The sequence below is a fragment of the Mycolicibacterium sp. lyk4-40-TYG-92 genome, from assembly GCF_030209435.1.
In the GTDB taxonomy this organism is placed as follows: Bacteria; Actinomycetota; Actinomycetes; order Mycobacteriales; family Mycobacteriaceae; genus Mycobacterium.
The window spans coordinates 214,105-229,960 of sequence record NZ_JARVRX010000014.1; the positions used below are offsets into that span (position 1 = coordinate 214,105).

General features: G+C 66.4%; 13 protein-coding genes. 7 read left to right on the forward strand and 6 right to left on the reverse strand.

Translation table 11 applies throughout. From position 1 onward, the window contains the following. The first annotated feature begins 2 nt into the window (after positions 1-2). The 7 genes from QRN63_RS20800 to QRN63_RS20830 are packed head-to-tail and all read left to right on the forward strand — an operon-like array spanning position 3 to position 8,415. Positions 3-1,118, forward strand: a complete 1,116-nt coding sequence (locus QRN63_RS20800) for a CaiB/BaiF CoA transferase family protein (protein WP_267316678.1) — start codon at positions 3-5, stop codon at positions 1,116-1,118. A 2-nt stretch (positions 1,119-1,120) separates the two neighbouring features. Next, positions 1,121-2,269, forward strand: a complete 1,149-nt coding sequence (locus tag QRN63_RS20805) for an acyl-CoA dehydrogenase family protein (RefSeq protein ID WP_285032545.1) — start codon at positions 1,121-1,123, stop codon at positions 2,267-2,269. After that, a complete protein-coding gene (locus QRN63_RS20810) occupies positions 2,266-3,156 on the forward strand; it encodes an acyl-CoA dehydrogenase family protein (RefSeq protein ID WP_285032546.1) in 891 nt (296 codons plus the stop codon). The genes QRN63_RS20805 and QRN63_RS20810 overlap by 4 nt, the downstream gene beginning before the upstream one ends. Further along, a complete protein-coding gene (locus QRN63_RS20815) occupies positions 3,153-4,319 on the forward strand; it encodes an acyl-CoA dehydrogenase family protein (protein WP_285032547.1) in 1,167 nt (388 codons plus the stop codon). The genes QRN63_RS20810 and QRN63_RS20815 overlap by 4 nt, the downstream gene beginning before the upstream one ends. Beyond that, positions 4,316-5,263 (forward strand): acyl-CoA dehydrogenase family protein, encoded by a 948-nt coding sequence (locus tag QRN63_RS20820; RefSeq protein WP_267316446.1) that lies wholly within the window; start codon positions 4,316-4,318, stop codon positions 5,261-5,263. The genes QRN63_RS20815 and QRN63_RS20820 overlap by 4 nt, the downstream gene beginning before the upstream one ends. A gap of 10 nt (positions 5,264-5,273) precedes the next feature. After that, on the forward strand, positions 5,274-6,986 hold the full coding sequence (locus QRN63_RS20825) for a thiamine pyrophosphate-binding protein (RefSeq protein WP_285032548.1): 1,713 nt from the start codon (positions 5,274-5,276) through the stop codon (positions 6,984-6,986). Positions 6,987-6,996: 10 nt separating this feature from the next. Beyond that, on the forward strand, positions 6,997-8,415 hold the full coding sequence (locus QRN63_RS20830) for an aldehyde dehydrogenase family protein (protein ID WP_285032549.1): 1,419 nt from the start codon (positions 6,997-6,999) through the stop codon (positions 8,413-8,415). Between the two features lie 50 nt (positions 8,416-8,465). Here the strand turns inward: QRN63_RS20830 and QRN63_RS20835 are convergent, their stop codons facing one another. From QRN63_RS20835 to QRN63_RS20860, 6 genes are read right to left on the reverse strand one after another with little or no spacing between them, the layout of a single operon-like run. Beyond that, on the reverse strand, positions 8,466-10,088 hold the full coding sequence (locus tag QRN63_RS20835; RefSeq protein WP_267316443.1) for an MCE family protein: 1,623 nt from the start codon (positions 10,086-10,088) through the stop codon (positions 8,466-8,468). Further along, positions 10,088-11,299 (reverse strand): MCE family protein, encoded by a 1,212-nt coding sequence (locus QRN63_RS20840; RefSeq protein WP_267316442.1) that lies wholly within the window; start codon positions 11,297-11,299, stop codon positions 10,088-10,090. Before QRN63_RS20840 ends, QRN63_RS20835 begins: the two co-directional genes overlap by 1 nt. Continuing rightward, positions 11,296-12,534, reverse strand: a complete 1,239-nt coding sequence (locus tag QRN63_RS20845) for an MCE family protein (protein WP_285032550.1) — start codon at positions 12,532-12,534, stop codon at positions 11,296-11,298. Before QRN63_RS20845 ends, QRN63_RS20840 begins: the two co-directional genes overlap by 4 nt. After that, positions 12,534-13,652 carry an MCE family protein gene (locus QRN63_RS20850; protein ID WP_267316440.1) on the reverse strand — a complete coding sequence of 373 codons (1,119 nt, stop codon included), beginning with the start codon at positions 13,650-13,652 and terminating at the stop codon, positions 12,534-12,536. The genes QRN63_RS20845 and QRN63_RS20850 overlap by 1 nt, the downstream gene beginning before the upstream one ends. Continuing rightward, on the reverse strand, positions 13,653-14,669 hold the full coding sequence (locus tag QRN63_RS20855; protein ID WP_285032551.1) for an MCE family protein: 1,017 nt from the start codon (positions 14,667-14,669) through the stop codon (positions 13,653-13,655). Further along, positions 14,666-15,856: an MCE family protein gene (locus QRN63_RS20860; protein WP_267316438.1), complete on the reverse strand. Its 1,191-nt coding sequence runs from the start codon at positions 15,854-15,856 to the stop codon at positions 14,666-14,668. Before QRN63_RS20860 ends, QRN63_RS20855 begins: the two co-directional genes overlap by 4 nt.

Consider the following 15,856-nt stretch of genomic DNA (forward strand, 5'->3'; position numbering starts at 1 on the left):
CGTTGCACGGGGTACGCGTCGTCGACCTCACCGCCATGGTGATGGGGCCGTACTGCACGCAGATCATGGCCGACATGGGCGCCGACGTCGTCAAGATCGAACCGCCGCAAGGGGATGACACCCGGTTCATCTCGGTGGGGCCTGCCCCTGGCATGAGTGGCGTGTTCGTCAACGTAAACCGCGGTAAGCGCAGCGTGGTGCTGGACCTGCGCACCGATGCCGGTAGAGCCGCGCTGCGGGCGCTGTGCGAAACCGCCGACGTCTTCATCCATTCGATGCGGGCCAAGGCGATCGCCCGGCTGGGTTTCGGTTATGACGATGTGGCCGCGCTCAATCCGCGCATCGTCTACACCAACTGCTATGGCTACGGGCGCCGCGGACCGGACCGCGACCGCCCTGCTTATGACGACACCATTCAGGCCGAATGCGGCCTGCCCGCCGTCCAGGCCCAGCTCACCGGACAGGCCGACTACGTCGGGACCATCATGGCCGACAAGATTGCCGGGCTCACCGCGCTCTACGCCACCACCATGGCGTTGTTCCACCGCGAACGCACCGGAGAGGGCCAGGAGGTCGAGGTCGCGATGTTCGAGACCATGGCCTCCTTCATGCTCGTCGAACATGCCAACGGCGCCATGTTCGACCCTCCGCTGGGCCCTGCCGTCTACCCGCGCACCGTGGCACCCAACCGCCGTCCCTACCGCACCAGCGACGGCGAGATCGCCGCGCTGATCTACAACGACCGGCATTGGAAGGCATTCATCGACGCGGTGCAACCGCCCTGGGCCGACGACCAGTACGCCACGCTCGAACAACGGGCCCACGACATCGACACCGTGTACGGGCTGGTCGCCGAGACCATGAAGGAGCGGACGACTGCCGAATGGCTGGCGCTGTTCCGAACTTTGGAAATCCCCGCCGCACCGCTGAACACGCCCGACGCGTTGTTCGATGACCCCCACCTCAACGCCGTGGGCCTCTTCGAAACCGTCGACACCCCACACGGCCCGGTGCGCTTTCCCGGTGTGCCGACCTGGTTTTCCCGCACACCCGGCCGCGTCGCCGGTCCGGCGCCGCTGTTGGGCGCCGACACCGATGAGGTGTTGAGCGAGCTGTGAGCATGGACTTCGAGATGGGCCCCGAAGCCACGGCGCTGCGCCATCAGCTCCGTGAGCTGGTGAAACAGCATGTGCCGGAGGGCTTTCTGGGGGCGTTCACCGACGATCCGGCGGATCTTGCCGCGGCGCAGCGGTTCTGCCGTGTCCTGGCCGAGCAGGATCTGCTGTGCCTGGCCTGGCCGGAGGAGTTTGGTGGTCGGGGCGCGTCGGTGTGGGAGCAGACCGTCGTGCGCGAGGAGATGTGGGCACACCACGAGCCGCGGGGTGCCCAGTACATGGGCGTCAACTGGGTCGGCCCCATCATCATGCGCCACGGCACCCAACAGCAACGGCAGCAGCACCTGCCCCTGATCGCCCGTGGCGAAGTCATCTGGTGCCAGGGCTTCTCCGAACCGGAAGCCGGCTCGGACCTCGCGTCGCTGCGCACAGCCGCCCGGCCCGACGGCGACGGCTGGCGGATCACCGGCCAGAAGATCTGGACCTCCTACGCCACCATGGCGCAGTGGTGCTTCCTGCTGGCACGGACCTCGCGTCAGGAGAAGAAACAGCAGGGGCTCACGATTTTCCTTGTCCCGATGGATGATCCGGCCATCCAGGTCCGGCCCATCCGCACCATGCTCGGACCCCATCACCTCAACGAGGTGTTCATCGACGAGCTACGCGTCACCCCCGCCGACGTGCTCGGCACGGTCGATCAGGGCTGGTCGATCGTGCAGGACGTGATGTCCTTCGAACGGGTCGGCATCGCCCGCTACGCACGGTGCGAGCGGCTCCTCGCCGCCGCGCCGTCGGCCCTGACCGACCGGTGGCCGGCGCTTCCGGATGAGTTGCGCAGCAGGTGGGTACGCATGATGACGCACTGCCGCCGGGCCCGGCTGATGGCCTACCGGGTGGTGGCTCTGCAAGCCGCCGGGCAGGTGCAGCCGGGCGATGCGGCGGCTTACCGCATCGCTGTCACCCGCCTCGACCAGGACAGCGCCGAGGTCCTGACGGACCTGGCCGCGGAGGTCACCGCCGACACCACCTACACGCGATGGTTCAAGTCCGAGGTGGCCGACCATTGGCGCTATTCACAGGCGTCGACGGTGTCGTCGGGCAGCATCGAGATGCAGCGCATCCTGTTGTCCCGGGCAATGCTGGCGGCGCGATGAACCTCGACCTCGGTGAGCAGGCCAAAGAATATGGCCGACAGGCACTTCGGGCTTTCGAGGCGGCCGGGGGTGACGCCCTCGTGCAGCAGGCAGAGGCGAAACCCGACGTCCGGGCCGAACTCGTCGACGGCGTGCTGCGGGAGCTGGGCGTCTGGGACCTGAACCCGCGTGCCGACGCCGACGAACTAGAGGCGGCGGCAGCGCTCTGCCGCAGCGCCGGGTACTGGGCGCTGCCCTATCCGGTGGCCGAAACCTTTTCCCGGCCTGATGATCTCGAGGCCGACGGGTTATCGGTGGTGGCCGATGTCAACCCGGCCGCGCCAGTGGCCGGAATCGACGGCCGGTGGGCGGCCGTCACCGTCGCCGGCGTCCGCAGCGAGGTGGTCGGGTACGGACCGGCCGGACCGGCGTTCGTGACACCGCTCGAGCTCTCCGCTGTCGACGACCGTGGTGGCACTGACGTCGCACTGGCGCTGGTGCTGCCGAGCTGGACCCTGCTGGGCATGCTCGACCGTGCGATCGAGCTGACCGTCGCGCACGTCACCATGCGCAAGCAGTTCGGCGCGCCGCTGTCATCGTTCCAGGGCGTGCAGTTCCAGCTGACCGATGCAGAGGTGGAACGCAGCGGGCTGGACATCCTGGCCAAGCATGCGTTGTGGAGTGTCGGTACCGACCAGCCGGATGCCACCGATATTGCTCTGGCGCTGCGGATGTCGGCCATCGAGGCGGCCGACGTCGTCTTCCGGGTCTGCCATCAGCTGCACGGGGCTGTCGGCTTCTGCGACGAGACCACGCTGTCGTGGCTGTCCCGCCACAGCCAACCACTGCGCCGCCACCCGCTCGGGTTGTCGGCGACGAAAGCCGAGCTGACGCGGAGGATGTCGTGACGTCCGGCTTCCGTGAGCACGTGCGCGCCTGGTGCGACGAGCATGTCCCCCGCGACTGGCGCCGCACCCAAATCGGCGTCCCGGACACCGAATTCGTGCGTTTCCAGAAGTCCTGGTTCGCCGAGCTGCATGCCGCGGGCTTCGCCGTTCCGCACTGGCCCCGCGAATGGGGCGGCGGCATGAGCGCGGCCGATCAGATCGTGCTGTACCAGGAACTGGCCGCGCACGATGCACCGCGGCTGGTCCTGGCATTCGTCGGCATCCACCACGCCGCGGCGACCCTCCTGGCCGCGGGCACCGAAGAACAACGGCAGCAACATCTTCCGGCCATCCTCGACGGTGAGATCTGGGTGCAGGGGTTCTCCGAACCAGAGGCCGGCTCCGATCTGGCGAGCCTGCGGACCTCGGCCCGCCGGGTCGGCGACTCATACGTCGTCAACGGCCAGAAGCTGTGGGCCAGCGGCGGTGCGCAGGCCGACTGGTGCCTGCTGCTGGCGCGAACCGAACCGGATGCCCCGAAACGCAAGGGCATCTCGTACTTCCTGCTCGACATGACCAGCCCCGGCGTCGAAGTACGGCCGATCCGCAACGCGATGGGTGACTCGCACTTCTGTGAAATCTTCCTGACCGATGTGGTCATTCCGGCGGCGAACCTGGTGGGTGCGGAGAACACCGGCTGGCAGGTTGCACAAGAGACATTGGGCGCCGAGCGCGGCCTGACCATGCTGGAATTGTCGGAGCGCCTGGCCCACACCGGTTTCCGTCGCTTGGTCGAAACCTGTCCGACCGGCGATCCGGTGGTCGCCGACCGGCTGGCCCAATTGGAGATCGAGATCACCGGGCTGCGCGGCCTGTGCCGCCGGCTGGTGGAGAACTCTCATAAAGAAGGGGCGGCTTCGGTCAGCCCGGCCGATGCCTCGATCGTCAAGCTGTTCTACAGCGAATTACTGCAACGGCTCACCGATTTCGGCGTCGAAGCCGGCGGTCTGGAACTCCACACCGACCTCGCGAAGCCGATGTCGAGCGGCTGGGAGTCGGGCTCATGGTTGCTCGACTTTGTCGGGTCGTGGGAGTGGACCATTCCCGGTGGGGCCAGCGAGATTCAGCGCACCATCATCGGCGAGCGGGGCCTCGGTCTGCCGCGAGAGCTGAGTGCGCCATGACTGGTTTCGCTGAATTTCATGACGAGCTGCGATCGGTGGCGGCAGACCTGCTGGCCAAGAACCGGAATGTCGAGTGGCCGTCGTTGGTCGAAGCGGGTTGGGTCGGGCTGGAGGTTCCGGAGGAGTTCGGCGGCGCCGGTGCGACATTCGCCGAGGGCGCACTTATCTGCGGAGAACTGGGCCGGGCCGCCGCGGCCACCAGCTATCTGGGCAGCGCGGTGCTGACGGTCGGCCTGCTGAACATGTTGGCACCCAATGCCATTCGTGACGAACTGCTCAGCGGCGTGGCGTCCGGCAACATCCGGCTGGCCGTCGCCATGGCCGGGCAGGAGGGCTTTGTGCCCGACGCCGAAGGCGCCGATCAACTCCTGTGCGTCACCGCAGACGGGGTATCCGTCGTCGATGGCGATGCCGTCCCCCGGCCCGTGCTCGACGAGACACGGCGGCTGGCCACTGTGGCCCCCTCCGGCGCGGCCGAAACCTTACGGTTCGCCGCCGGGTCGGGCGACCCCCTGCGTCTCCTGCAGAATCGGGCAGCCGTGGCAATCGCCGCCGACAGCCTCGGTATCGCAGAAGCAATGCTCGCCGCCACGGTGGACTACGTCAAGGTGCGCCATCAGTTCGGCCGGCCGATCGGCTCCTTCCAGTCCGTCAAACACGCGTGCGCCGACATGCTGGTCAAGATCGACGTGGCGCGCGAACTCGTCCGCACCGCAGTCGGATCCGTCGTGTTGGGTCGCGACGACCCTGCTGCATCGATGGCCAAGGCCTACGCCACCGGTGTGGCCGTCGACATCGCGGGCAAGGCCATGCAATTACACGGCGGCATCGGCTACACGTGGGAAAGCGGCATCCACGTCTACCTCAAACGCGCCGCCCTCAACCGTTCGTTGTTCGGCACCCCTGCGACACATCGCAGGCAACTGGCCAAGCGCTACCAATAAGGAGTTTCAGATGGGTGTACCGGTCTACAAACGCATTCTCGACCTGTTCGAGGCCGAGGGCGTCAACACGTTGTTCGGCATTCCAGATCCGAACTTCGTGCACATGTTCACCGAGGCCGAAGCCCGCGGCTGGTCCGTTGTGGCACCGCACCACGAACTGAGCGCCGGCTTCATGGCCGAGGCCGCTTCGCGCATGACCGGGAAGCCGGGTCTGTGCATCGGCACGCTCGGACCGGGCGTCGCGAACATCGCCGGGGCGATGATGTGTGCCCTGGTGGAGAACTCTCCGGTCATCTTCCTCGGCGGACAGCGGGCGCGCATCACCGAGCGCCGCGTGCGCCGCGGACGTATCCAATTCGTCCAGCAGGAAGGGCTTTTCGCGCCATCGGTGAAATACAGCAGCTCCATCGAGTACGCCGATCAGACCGACGAGATCATCCACGAGGCGATCCGCCGCGCCATGTCGGGCACCCCGGGCCCGGCCTATGTCGAGTTTCCCTCACACGTGATCCTCGACGAGCTCGATGTGGCAGCGGCACCGCGTCCCGCGAGCTACCGGCTGGTGAACCAGGGCGCCGGCGCACGTGAGGTCGCCGAAGCCACGAAGCTGATCCGAGAGGCAAAGAGCCCGATCCTGCTGGTCGGTCACGGCGTGCACACCTCGCGCACTCAACAGGAGGTCAAGGAACTCGCCGAACTCATGAACTGCCCCGTCATCCAGACCTCCGGCGGCACGTCGTTCATCCCCGGCTTGCAGGACCGGACGTTCCCCTACCTGTTCTCCCCGGCCGCCAACCAGGCCGTCGAGGACTCCGACCTGTGCGTCGCACTGGGCACCGAACTCGGTGAACCCATGCACTACGGCCGGACGCAGCACTGGGCGGCAGGCAATGCCGACCGCAAATGGGTTTACGTCGAACAGGATCCGACCGCCATCGGCGTCAATCGTTCGTTCGACGTGGCGCTCGTCGGCGATCTGCGCGGCGTCGTCCCGCAGCTCGTCGAGGCACTGCGCGACACCCCGCGCGCGCCGTCGGCCAACCTCGACGCCCTGATCACGGCCGACGCCACCGAACTCACCCAACTCGCCGAGAATGCGCCGTCGGGGCGCTCGCCGATCCATTCGGCGCGCTATGTCGTCGAGGCCACCAAGGCGTTCAACGAACTCGAAGACGGCATCATGGTGCGCGACGGCGGCGCGACCGTGATCTTCCAGTGGACCTACTCCCAGTCCAAGCCGCGCGACGTCATCTGGAATCAGAACTTCGGCCACTTGGGTACCGGTCTCCCCTACGCTGTCGGCGCCTCGATCGCCGAGGGCCGTAAGCGCCCCGTCATGCTGCTGACCAGCGACTCGGCTTTCCTGTTCCACATCGCCGAGCTTGAAACCGCTGCGCGCGAGGGCCTTCCGCTGGTATGTGTAGTTGGGGTCGACCATCAGTGGGGCCTGGAGGTCGGCGTCTACAAGCGGACCTTCGAACAACCGTCGCCGCAGCCCGGCGTGCACTGGAGCAAGGACGTCCGGATGGACAAGATCGCCGAAGGTTTCGGGTGCCACGGCGAGTACGTTGAGAAGGAAGACGAGATCGGTCCGGCCATCGCGCGGGCCTACGCCAGCGGCAAGGTCGGAGTGGTGCACGTGTGCATCGATCCGAAGGCGAACTCTGAGGAGATGCCCAAATACGACCGATTCCGCACCTGGTACGCCGAGGGCACACAGTAAAGGAGAGGCAATGCGCGAGTATCTGCAGTTCTATATCGACGGAAACTGGGTCGACCCGGTCGAGCTGACCCCACTGGACGTCGAGAACCCCGCCACGGAAGAGGTGGCGGGCCGCATAGCCCTGGGCTCGGCGGCAGACGTGGACAAGGCGGTCGCCGCCGCCCGTCGTGCGTTCGGTTCGTGGTCGCAGACCAGCCGCGAAGAACGCCTCGACCTGCTGCAGGCGATCAGCGCGGAATACCTCAGGCGCCAAGGCGATCTCGCAGAGGCCGTCAGCGAGGAGATCGGCGCCCCGCCGGCCCTGGCCGCGGGCGCGCAGGTGCAGCTCGGCATCGGGCACCTGATGACGGCCATCGAGGTGCTCAAGAATTTCGAGTTCTCGCGGCAGCTCGGCAAGACCTTGATCTCCAGCGAGCCCATCGGCGTCTGTGGCCTGATCACGCCGTGGAACTGGCCGCTCAACCAGATCGCCGTGAAGGTGTTCCCCGCCTTGGCAACCGGCTGCACCGTGGTACTCAAGCCGTCGGAGGTCGCCCCGTTCTCCGCGCAGATCTTCACCGAGGTCATCGAAGCCGCCGGCGTACCTGCCGGGGTGTACAACCTGGTGTACGGCGACGGTGCCGGTGTGGGGGCGGCCATCTCGAGCCACCCCGGCATCGACATGGTGTCGTTCACCGGCTCGACACGCGCCGGTATCGAGGTAGCCAGGTCGGCCGCGCCGACCGTCAAGCGGGTCAGCCAGGAGCTCGGCGGCAAGAGCCCCAACATCGTGCTGGACGATGAGGCCTTCGCCACCAGCGTGGCAGCAGGTGTCTCGGCGATGATGCCGAACTCGGGCCAGAGCTGTAATGCGCCGTCACGGATGTTGGTGCCCAACTCCCGGATGGCCGAAGCCATTTCGATCGCCGCGGAGACCATCGACGGTGTGCAGGTGGCCGACGTCGACAACCCGAAAGCCATCGGACCCGTCGCCTCCCGCGCCCAGTTCGAGCGCATCCAGGGCCTCATCGCCAAGGGTGTCGCCGACGGTGCAAAGCTGGTCGCCGGCGGCGAGGGACGCCCCGCCGGGGTGGACCGCGGATTCTATGTCCGGCCAACGGTATTCGCCGACGTCGCCAACGACATGACCATCGCACGCGAGGAGATCTTCGGGCCGGTGCTCTGCATGCTGGGATACGACGACATCGACGATGCCGTCGACATCGCCAATGACACCGAATACGGCCTGGCCGGCTATGTTTCGGGAGCCGACCTCGACGCCGCTCGCGCGGTGGCACGCCGGATCCGGGCCGGCTGGATCTCGATCAACCACGCCTTTGACATGAATGCGCCGTTCGGCGGCTACAAGCACAGCGGCAACGGCCGCGAGTGGGGCGAGGCCGGTTTCCACGAGTACCTGGAGACCAAGAGCGTCCTCGGCCACGGGTAACCAGGGTTGGTCACGGGTGACCGCGGGCCGAATGCCCGCGGTCACCCGTTTCATGAGGTCAGCATGTCCTGCCAGGACTTCGGCGCGTTGCGGGTCGCCAGATCAGCCTGCCGCACCAATTGGCCGTCGGGGGCCATGTACTCGCCCGTGCGGGGGTCGTACTGCGCATAACCGAGGCCGCCGGTGAACGCGCTCGGAGCGGCCCCCGGCTCATCGACGGGAGGTGCGGCCGGCCGGGGCTCGACCGGGTCACCACCCGGGATCGGCGGGACGCTACCCGCGTTGCCCGACACACCCGGGCTGCTGACCGGATTCTGCGGTGGCAGCACCGGGTTGTTCGGCGGCGGTCCGGGCGGTGGGACGCCGGCGGCCGGCCCTCCGCCGACCGGTGCGTAGAGCCCCTGATCGGGGAACCACCGCGAATCCGGCGGCACCCCTTGCCTTTCCAGGCTCGGGTCACGCGGGTACGGGCCGACTATCGGCATCCGCTGCGCCAATGGCTCGTATTCCTTGTCGCTGTTGCAGATTTCGGCAGTCGGTGCGTACTTGCCCGGCTTGTTCATGCACGGGGTGTTGCGGATGCCGCGGACTGCGACCGGTGCGTCCTGCGGCAGTTTGCAATAGATGTCGTCGGGCAGGTCGATTGTCGTGGTGTCGTAGGCCGGCCGCCATGACGACGGCGGGAGGAATCCCGTCGTGCATGGCGGTGGGTCTTCCGCGCCGATCCGGAAACTGCCGATACCGAGACCACCGGCGTTGCGGAACGTGCCGTAAGAGATGACCGTCGACACGATCGGTGGCAGCAGCACCAGCGCTTGCTCCAAGCCGGGGCGGTAGGTCACGCCGAGCTGTCCCAGCGTCGTCAGATTGGCCAACAGCACCGGGACAGTGATTTTCAGCTTGTCGAAGAGCTTGGTCGCGTCGTCGGCCACCGCGGGCCCGCGGTCCAGCAGGCTGCGGATCTGGGGATCGTTGGTGACCAACTGACCGGTGACACCCGTCAGGCTGCGTGACCACACCCGCAGTGAATCTGCGCTCTGCACCTGGGAGTCCAGCAGTGGCGAGCTGTTCTCGATGAGCTGGCGTACCTTGTCGCGTTGTTCGTTCAGGCCGCCGACGAGTTTCCCGGACGAATCGGCCAGCGACTGCAGGTCGTAGTCGGCGCCGTTGAACGCCTTGTAGGTCTCGTCGAGCAACTGGTGCAGCTTGTCCTTCGGCAGGGTCGCGACCAGTTCGCTCGCGCGGTCCATCATCGGCCCGATCGGGGGCGGGACCGCGTCGGGCCCGCCCCGGACGACGGAACCGTCACGCAGGTAGGGCGCCGAGTCGGTGTGTGGCAGCAGATCGACGTACTGCTCCCCCACCGCCGAGACACTGCGCACGACGGCCGACAGATCGGCCGGGATCTTCTCCGCAGCGTCGAGCGACATCGTCGCGCGCACACCGGTTTTCGTCAGCTCGACGTCGGTGACGCGACCGACCTGCACACCGCGGTAGGTGACGTTGCTGAAGCGGTACAACCCCCCGGTGTCCGGCAGTTCGAGGGTGACGTTGTAGCGCCCGATGCCCGCGAGCGACTGCAGCTGCATGTAGCTGAAGGCCATCACGAAGACGCCGACAACGGAGGCGATCGTGAAGATCACCAACTGGATTCGGACAAAGCGCGACAGCATCAGTGTCCCCCTTGATCCGGGCCGAGCGCGGGTGCGGGTCCGGGCAACGGCGGCGGCGCCACTTCGGGTGGCCGAGGCGCGATGACCGCCGGCGGCGGCGCAACGCCGATGCCGAGCGGGTCCTTCGTCTGCTCGGCGTATCCCGGGTCGCCGATCGCGGCCTGAATCCCTTGGGTCGGGTCACCGAAGCGGGTACCCATCCACAGTTCCCGGCGGATGCGCGGCAGCGTCAGATCGAGCGTCGCCGAAAGGTTCAGGTAGTCACCCTTGATGTAGCGGTCGATGGCGGCCTGCCCATAGGGGAACGTCGTCGCCATGGCGAGTGACTTGTCGATGACGATTCCCACGTCGGCCAGCGACCGGGTGATCGGTTCCATGTGCCGGAGGTTCTCGACGAGGTCGGCCTGGGTGTCGTTGATCAACGATGTCGCGGTGTCGCTGAAGGTCCGCAATTTCGTCAGTGCCGCAGTGATATTCGGGCGCTGCGCCACCATGACCTCGAGTGCCTGCGGCATGACCCGCAGCGCCTCGGTGATGGCGTCGCGCTGGCCGGCGAAGGTACCGACCAGACCGTTCATGGCCTTGATCGTGGTGACGATGTCATCGCGTTGATCGTCGATGGTGCCGACAAACCGGTCCAGGCGACCGATGAGATCGCGGATCGATTCCTGGCGGCCGTCGAAGGCGTTGTTGAAGCTGTGGATGATGCCGCCGATCTGGCCGACGCCACCGCCATCGACAACCGTCGCCAGCGCCGCCAGGGTGCGTTCCGTCGACGGATAGGTCGACGACTGGTTCAGCGGGATGGTCGTTCCGGGCGCCAACCGGCCTGCCGGCGCCGTCCCGGGTACCGGGTCGAGCTCGACGTGCGTCGAACCCAGCAGGCTGGTCTGCCCGATTTTCGCGACGACATTGCCGGGCACCACGACGCCCGGCTTGACCAAGATGTCGACCTCGGCATGCCCGCGGACCACCTTCATGGGTCCGACGCTGCCGACCACGACATCGTCGATCATCACCGGTGAATTCGATTCCAGCGTACCGACATTGGCGAACTCGACGTGGTAGACCGTCGCTCCCGAGACGCGCCCCGGAGCGCCCGGTAGCGGCAGTGAATTCACGCCCTGCCAGGCACACCCGCTCAGCGGTGCCATGGCGCACACCGCCACGGCGAGCGGGCGCCAGACCCGGCGGGTGATCGAGCGCGTCATGAGGCGGGCCTTTCGGCCGGCAGCAGCATCCCAGGCAGCGTGGCCGGCGGCGGCGGTTCCGGGCCGGTGTAGCCGGGCATCAGCTTGGCCTCGCTGTAGATCAGCTGGTCGGGTCGCGGCGTGGGGCCCAGGAACGGGTTGAACGGGATCGGCAGGTAGTTGAAGTTCAAGAGCCGCAGCGCCGGGCCGAGATACTCTGCGCACTTCTTCGCGCCTTCTGCCGGATCGCCGCCCTGGATGCCCGCGATGGCGCTGCACACGAACTGGGCCGGATTGGAGAATCCGTTGACGCCGAACATACCCGAGGCTGTTCCGGACACCGGGTCGTAGATGTTGTAGAAGTTCGACATCACCGTCGGGAACACGTGGAGCAGCTCTTCGAGATCCTTCTTGCTTCCGGCCAGGGTCTGCGTGACGTCGGTCAGGCGGGCCACCGACTCGACGGTGCGGTTGTTGACGCTCGACATGAAACGCTGGATGTCCCCCACCGCGACGGACAGGTCACTCAGCGCAGCGTCCAGGTCGGAGCGACTCGAATCGAGGACGCTCGACAGTGTCGCCAACCGGTCCTCGAACTGCACGATCTGAGTGTTGCTGCCCTGCAACGCCGTAACGAAAACCTGCAGGTTCTTGATGGTGTCGACGATGTTGCCGCTGCCGTCTGCCAGGACCCGGCTCACGCCCGACAACTGCGCGAGCGTGTCGCGCAGTCGTTCACCGTTGCCGGCCATTGCATTTGCCGCGCTGTCGACGAAGCGCCCGGCCACGGACGTGTCCCCGGGCTTGGTCGGTCCGAGCTCGGCGACCAGCCTCGTCAGTTGTGCTTTGACTTCGTCCCATTCCACGGGCACGGCGGTGCGCGAGACCGGGATGACGGCGCCCTCCGCCAGCGTGGGACCCGTGGTGCGGTACGCCGGTGTCAGCTGGACGTACCGCGCGGCCACCAGGTTCTGCTGGACGATGACCGCTTTGACGTCGGCCGGGATCGGTACGTCCCGATCCACGTTCAGTGTCAGTTTGACCGTCTCGCCCTGGGGCTGGACATCCGACACCGTGCCTACCTTGACGCCGGATACCCGGACTTCGTCGCCGGAGTACAGACCGGTGACGCGGGTGAAGATGGCACCGAAGGTCCTGGGACCGAACATGTTCCGGTATCCGACGAAGATTCCGGCGACGACCGCGGCACCCACCAGCGCCACGGCCAGGATTCGTATCATCATCCGTCGCGTCATCAGTGCGGCACCTGTCCCACGGGCGGACCCTCGGTCTCTTCACGGTTGTAGCAATGATCGAAGCTGTACGGCGGCTTGAATCCGTTGCGTTCACCACCGCAGTTCGGCCAGGGGAACAGCGTCCGGGGCTGCACCCCGAGCGCCGCATCGATGAAGGGCTGGATCTCGTGTCCGTCGATCAGGTTCACGACGAACGCGTTGTAGTACCCGCCGTTGTTGACCGCTTCGCCCTGGGTCATCACGACCTTCTTCAGACCCGGGATCGCTTTCGAGATGTTGTCCTTGTTCTTCTCCAGCACGGCCACCACCGAATTGAGGCGATCCAGCGCCGGCGCCAGCTGTGCTTCGTTGTCGTGCACCATGGCCGACAGTTGCTTGGCCACCGCCGAGGTGTTGGCCAGTAGCGTCACGATGGCCTCGCGCCGCTCCACGAGCATTCCGAGCAGCGAATTCGCGTTCAGGATCAGGGTGTTGAGCTGGTCGCTGCGCTGCGACAGCACGTTCGTGACGTCCGCCGCGCTCTTCAAAAGCTCCGAGAGCGACTGGTTGCGATCGTTGAGCGAACGCGACAACCGGGACACCCCGTCGAAAGTCGGGCCGAGCTGGGGCGCGATCTGGTCGAGCGTCTGCGACAGCAGATCGAGCGACTGGCCCAGCTGGTTGGTGTCGGTCCCGGCGGTGTTCTTCGTCAGCTCATTGACCGCGTCCGTCAGTGAATACGGTGACGACGTCCGGGAGATCGGGATCACCGAACGTGGCTTGAGCGGCTTGTCGCCCGCCGACACCAGCGCGAGGGTGCGTGCGCCCAAGAGGGTTCCGGTTCGGATGTGGGCGGAGGTGTCGGACCCTAGGGACACTCGGCCATCGACCGTGAAACCGACCACGGCGTCACCGTTTTTCAGCGACACGTTCGATACCGTGCCGACCTTCATGCCTGACACCACGACGTTGTTGCCGACCTCCAGTCCGCCCGCCTCCGCGAAGACGGCCGAGTACCGTACCGACATCGCCCAGTCCTTGAACTTGTCCGGCGACAGGCCGATCAGGATCACCAGAATGACGGTCACGACGCCGATGATGCCGACCCGGATGAGGCGCGCATTACCGTACTTCAGCATCTACTGACACCTCCCCGCGTTGGACCTGACCCACGGCAGGACTACCACCCGACCTTCGCGGTCATTGACCCGGACGGTGAGGTCGCAGATGTAGTACTGGATCCAGCTGCCATATGCGCCGGTTCGCGCTTCCTTGCGGTAGTTCTCCGGTGCGCGTTGTAGTGCGTTGTCCAGGGTCTGCTTGTCCTGGTCCAGGTTGTTGCCGACCCGCAGCAGCTGGTTCACCGTGCCGGCCAAGGGTTTCCGCGTCTGGCCGAGCAGGTCGGAGATCGTGGCGGTGCCCTTGTCGAGGGAGTCGATGGCGGCGCCGACCGGGTCGCGGTCGGCCGACAACCCGCTGACCAGCCGCTCCAGCCGGTCGACGGCGGACGAGAACTTGTCACCGTCCCGCGCCATGGTCCCGATGAGTAGCTTCAGGTTGTCGATCAGCTGCGTGATCACCTCATTGTTGTCCGCGAGCGAGCCGCTGAACGAAGACGTATGCGACATCAGCGAATTGATCCCGTCGGCCTGTCCCTGGAACACCTGCAACAGCGACGAGGTCAACGCGTTCACGTCCTGCGGGTTGAGTCCCTGCACGACGGGCTTGAGACCGCCCAGCAGCAGATCCAGGTCCAGGGCGGGCGCCGTCCGCTCGATCGGGATCGTCGACCCGGCCGGCAGCACCTGGGTGGGCCCGGGCCCGTCGACGAGATCGAGATACCGATCGCCGACGAGATTCAGGTAGCGCACTTCCGCGCGGGTGCCGGCGGTGACCGGTATGGCGTTGTCGGCGTCGAACGTCACCGTCACCTTGCGGTCGTCCCCCAGCTCGAGTCCGGTCACGGTGCCGACGCGAATGCCGGCGACCCGCACCGAGTTCCCGGCCCGCAGGCTCGATGCGTCGGCGAACACCGCCTTGTATTCCTTGGTGGTTCCGGTTCGGGTCTCGCCGAGCACCATGAACAGGAACCCCGACGCGATCATCATCACGACGGCGAAGATGGCGAACTTGACCGCCGCTCCACGTGCGTTCATCGTCCGGGCTGCCCGATCTGTGCGGTGTTGCGCGGCGGGCCGTCGATGGGTCCGTACAACAGCTGCTTGAGCCCATCGCTGTTGAGAATGATGTTCTGGTTGCCGTATTTGAACGGGTTGGTGCCGGTGTCGGTGATGACGAAATTCGGATGCTGCTCGAACGCCACCGGCAGGACCTCGCAGCGCGGGCCGCCCTTCGCGCCCACTTTCGGTAGGTCGCCCGGGTAGCGGTACCGCTCATGGCCCCAAAGGAAGCTCGCCGACAGTGGCAGGCCGCCGGGGGTCGGGGCCTGCGGCTGAGAACTGAAGTCCGCCAAGCCCTTCAGTGAACACGTCAGGGCCGGGTTGTACTGGTCGAACAAGCCTGAGAGCGGCAGGAAGAGCCGCATCACGTTGGCCAGCGCCTGGTGGTTGGCGGCGAGGAAGGCATTGCCGGTGTCGGCAAAGGTGCTCATGCTCTTCAGCGTGTGGTCGAGGTCCTGCTGCTTGTCGACGATGGACTTGCTGATCCGGGTCGCGTTGCGCGTGATCTGTACGAGATCGCCCGCGGTCGCGTTGTAGGCGTCGAGCACCGTTGGCGCAGTGGATATCTCGTGCTGCATGGTCGGCAGCGCCGGTTCGATCGTCGCCAGGAGCGAATCCATGTTCACCAGCGTCTCGCCGAAAGCATTGCCACGGCCGGACATTCCGCGTGAAAGCGCGCCGAGGGTCTCGTTCAGCTTGGTGGGTTCGACTTCGGCCAAGACCGACGTCAGCTGCTCGAACACCGTGTTGATCTCGACGGTGACGTGGTCGACCGGCACCACGGCCCCGGCCGCCAAACTCTTCGGCGAAGGGGTCTCGGGTGCTTTGAATTCGACGAATTTCGCGCCGAACGCGGTGGACGAGGCGATGTCGACCGTGGCGTTCGCCGGGATGAGCCCGAGTTGGTCGGGGTTCATCTCCAGGTGCAGTTCGGCCTTGCCGTCGGGTCGTTCATCGATCGAGGCGACGCGGCCGACCTCGACGCCGCGCATCTTCACCTTCGCGTCCGGGTTCATCACCAGGCCGGCCCGCTCGGCGACCACCGTCACCGGCGCCGAGCCGGTGAACTGTCCGCTGAATCGCGCCAACGCGAAGGCGACAAGCGCCACGATCACCGTGACGACTCCCGCTCCGGCCAGCAGCCGCACCGCATCTTTTTTCAT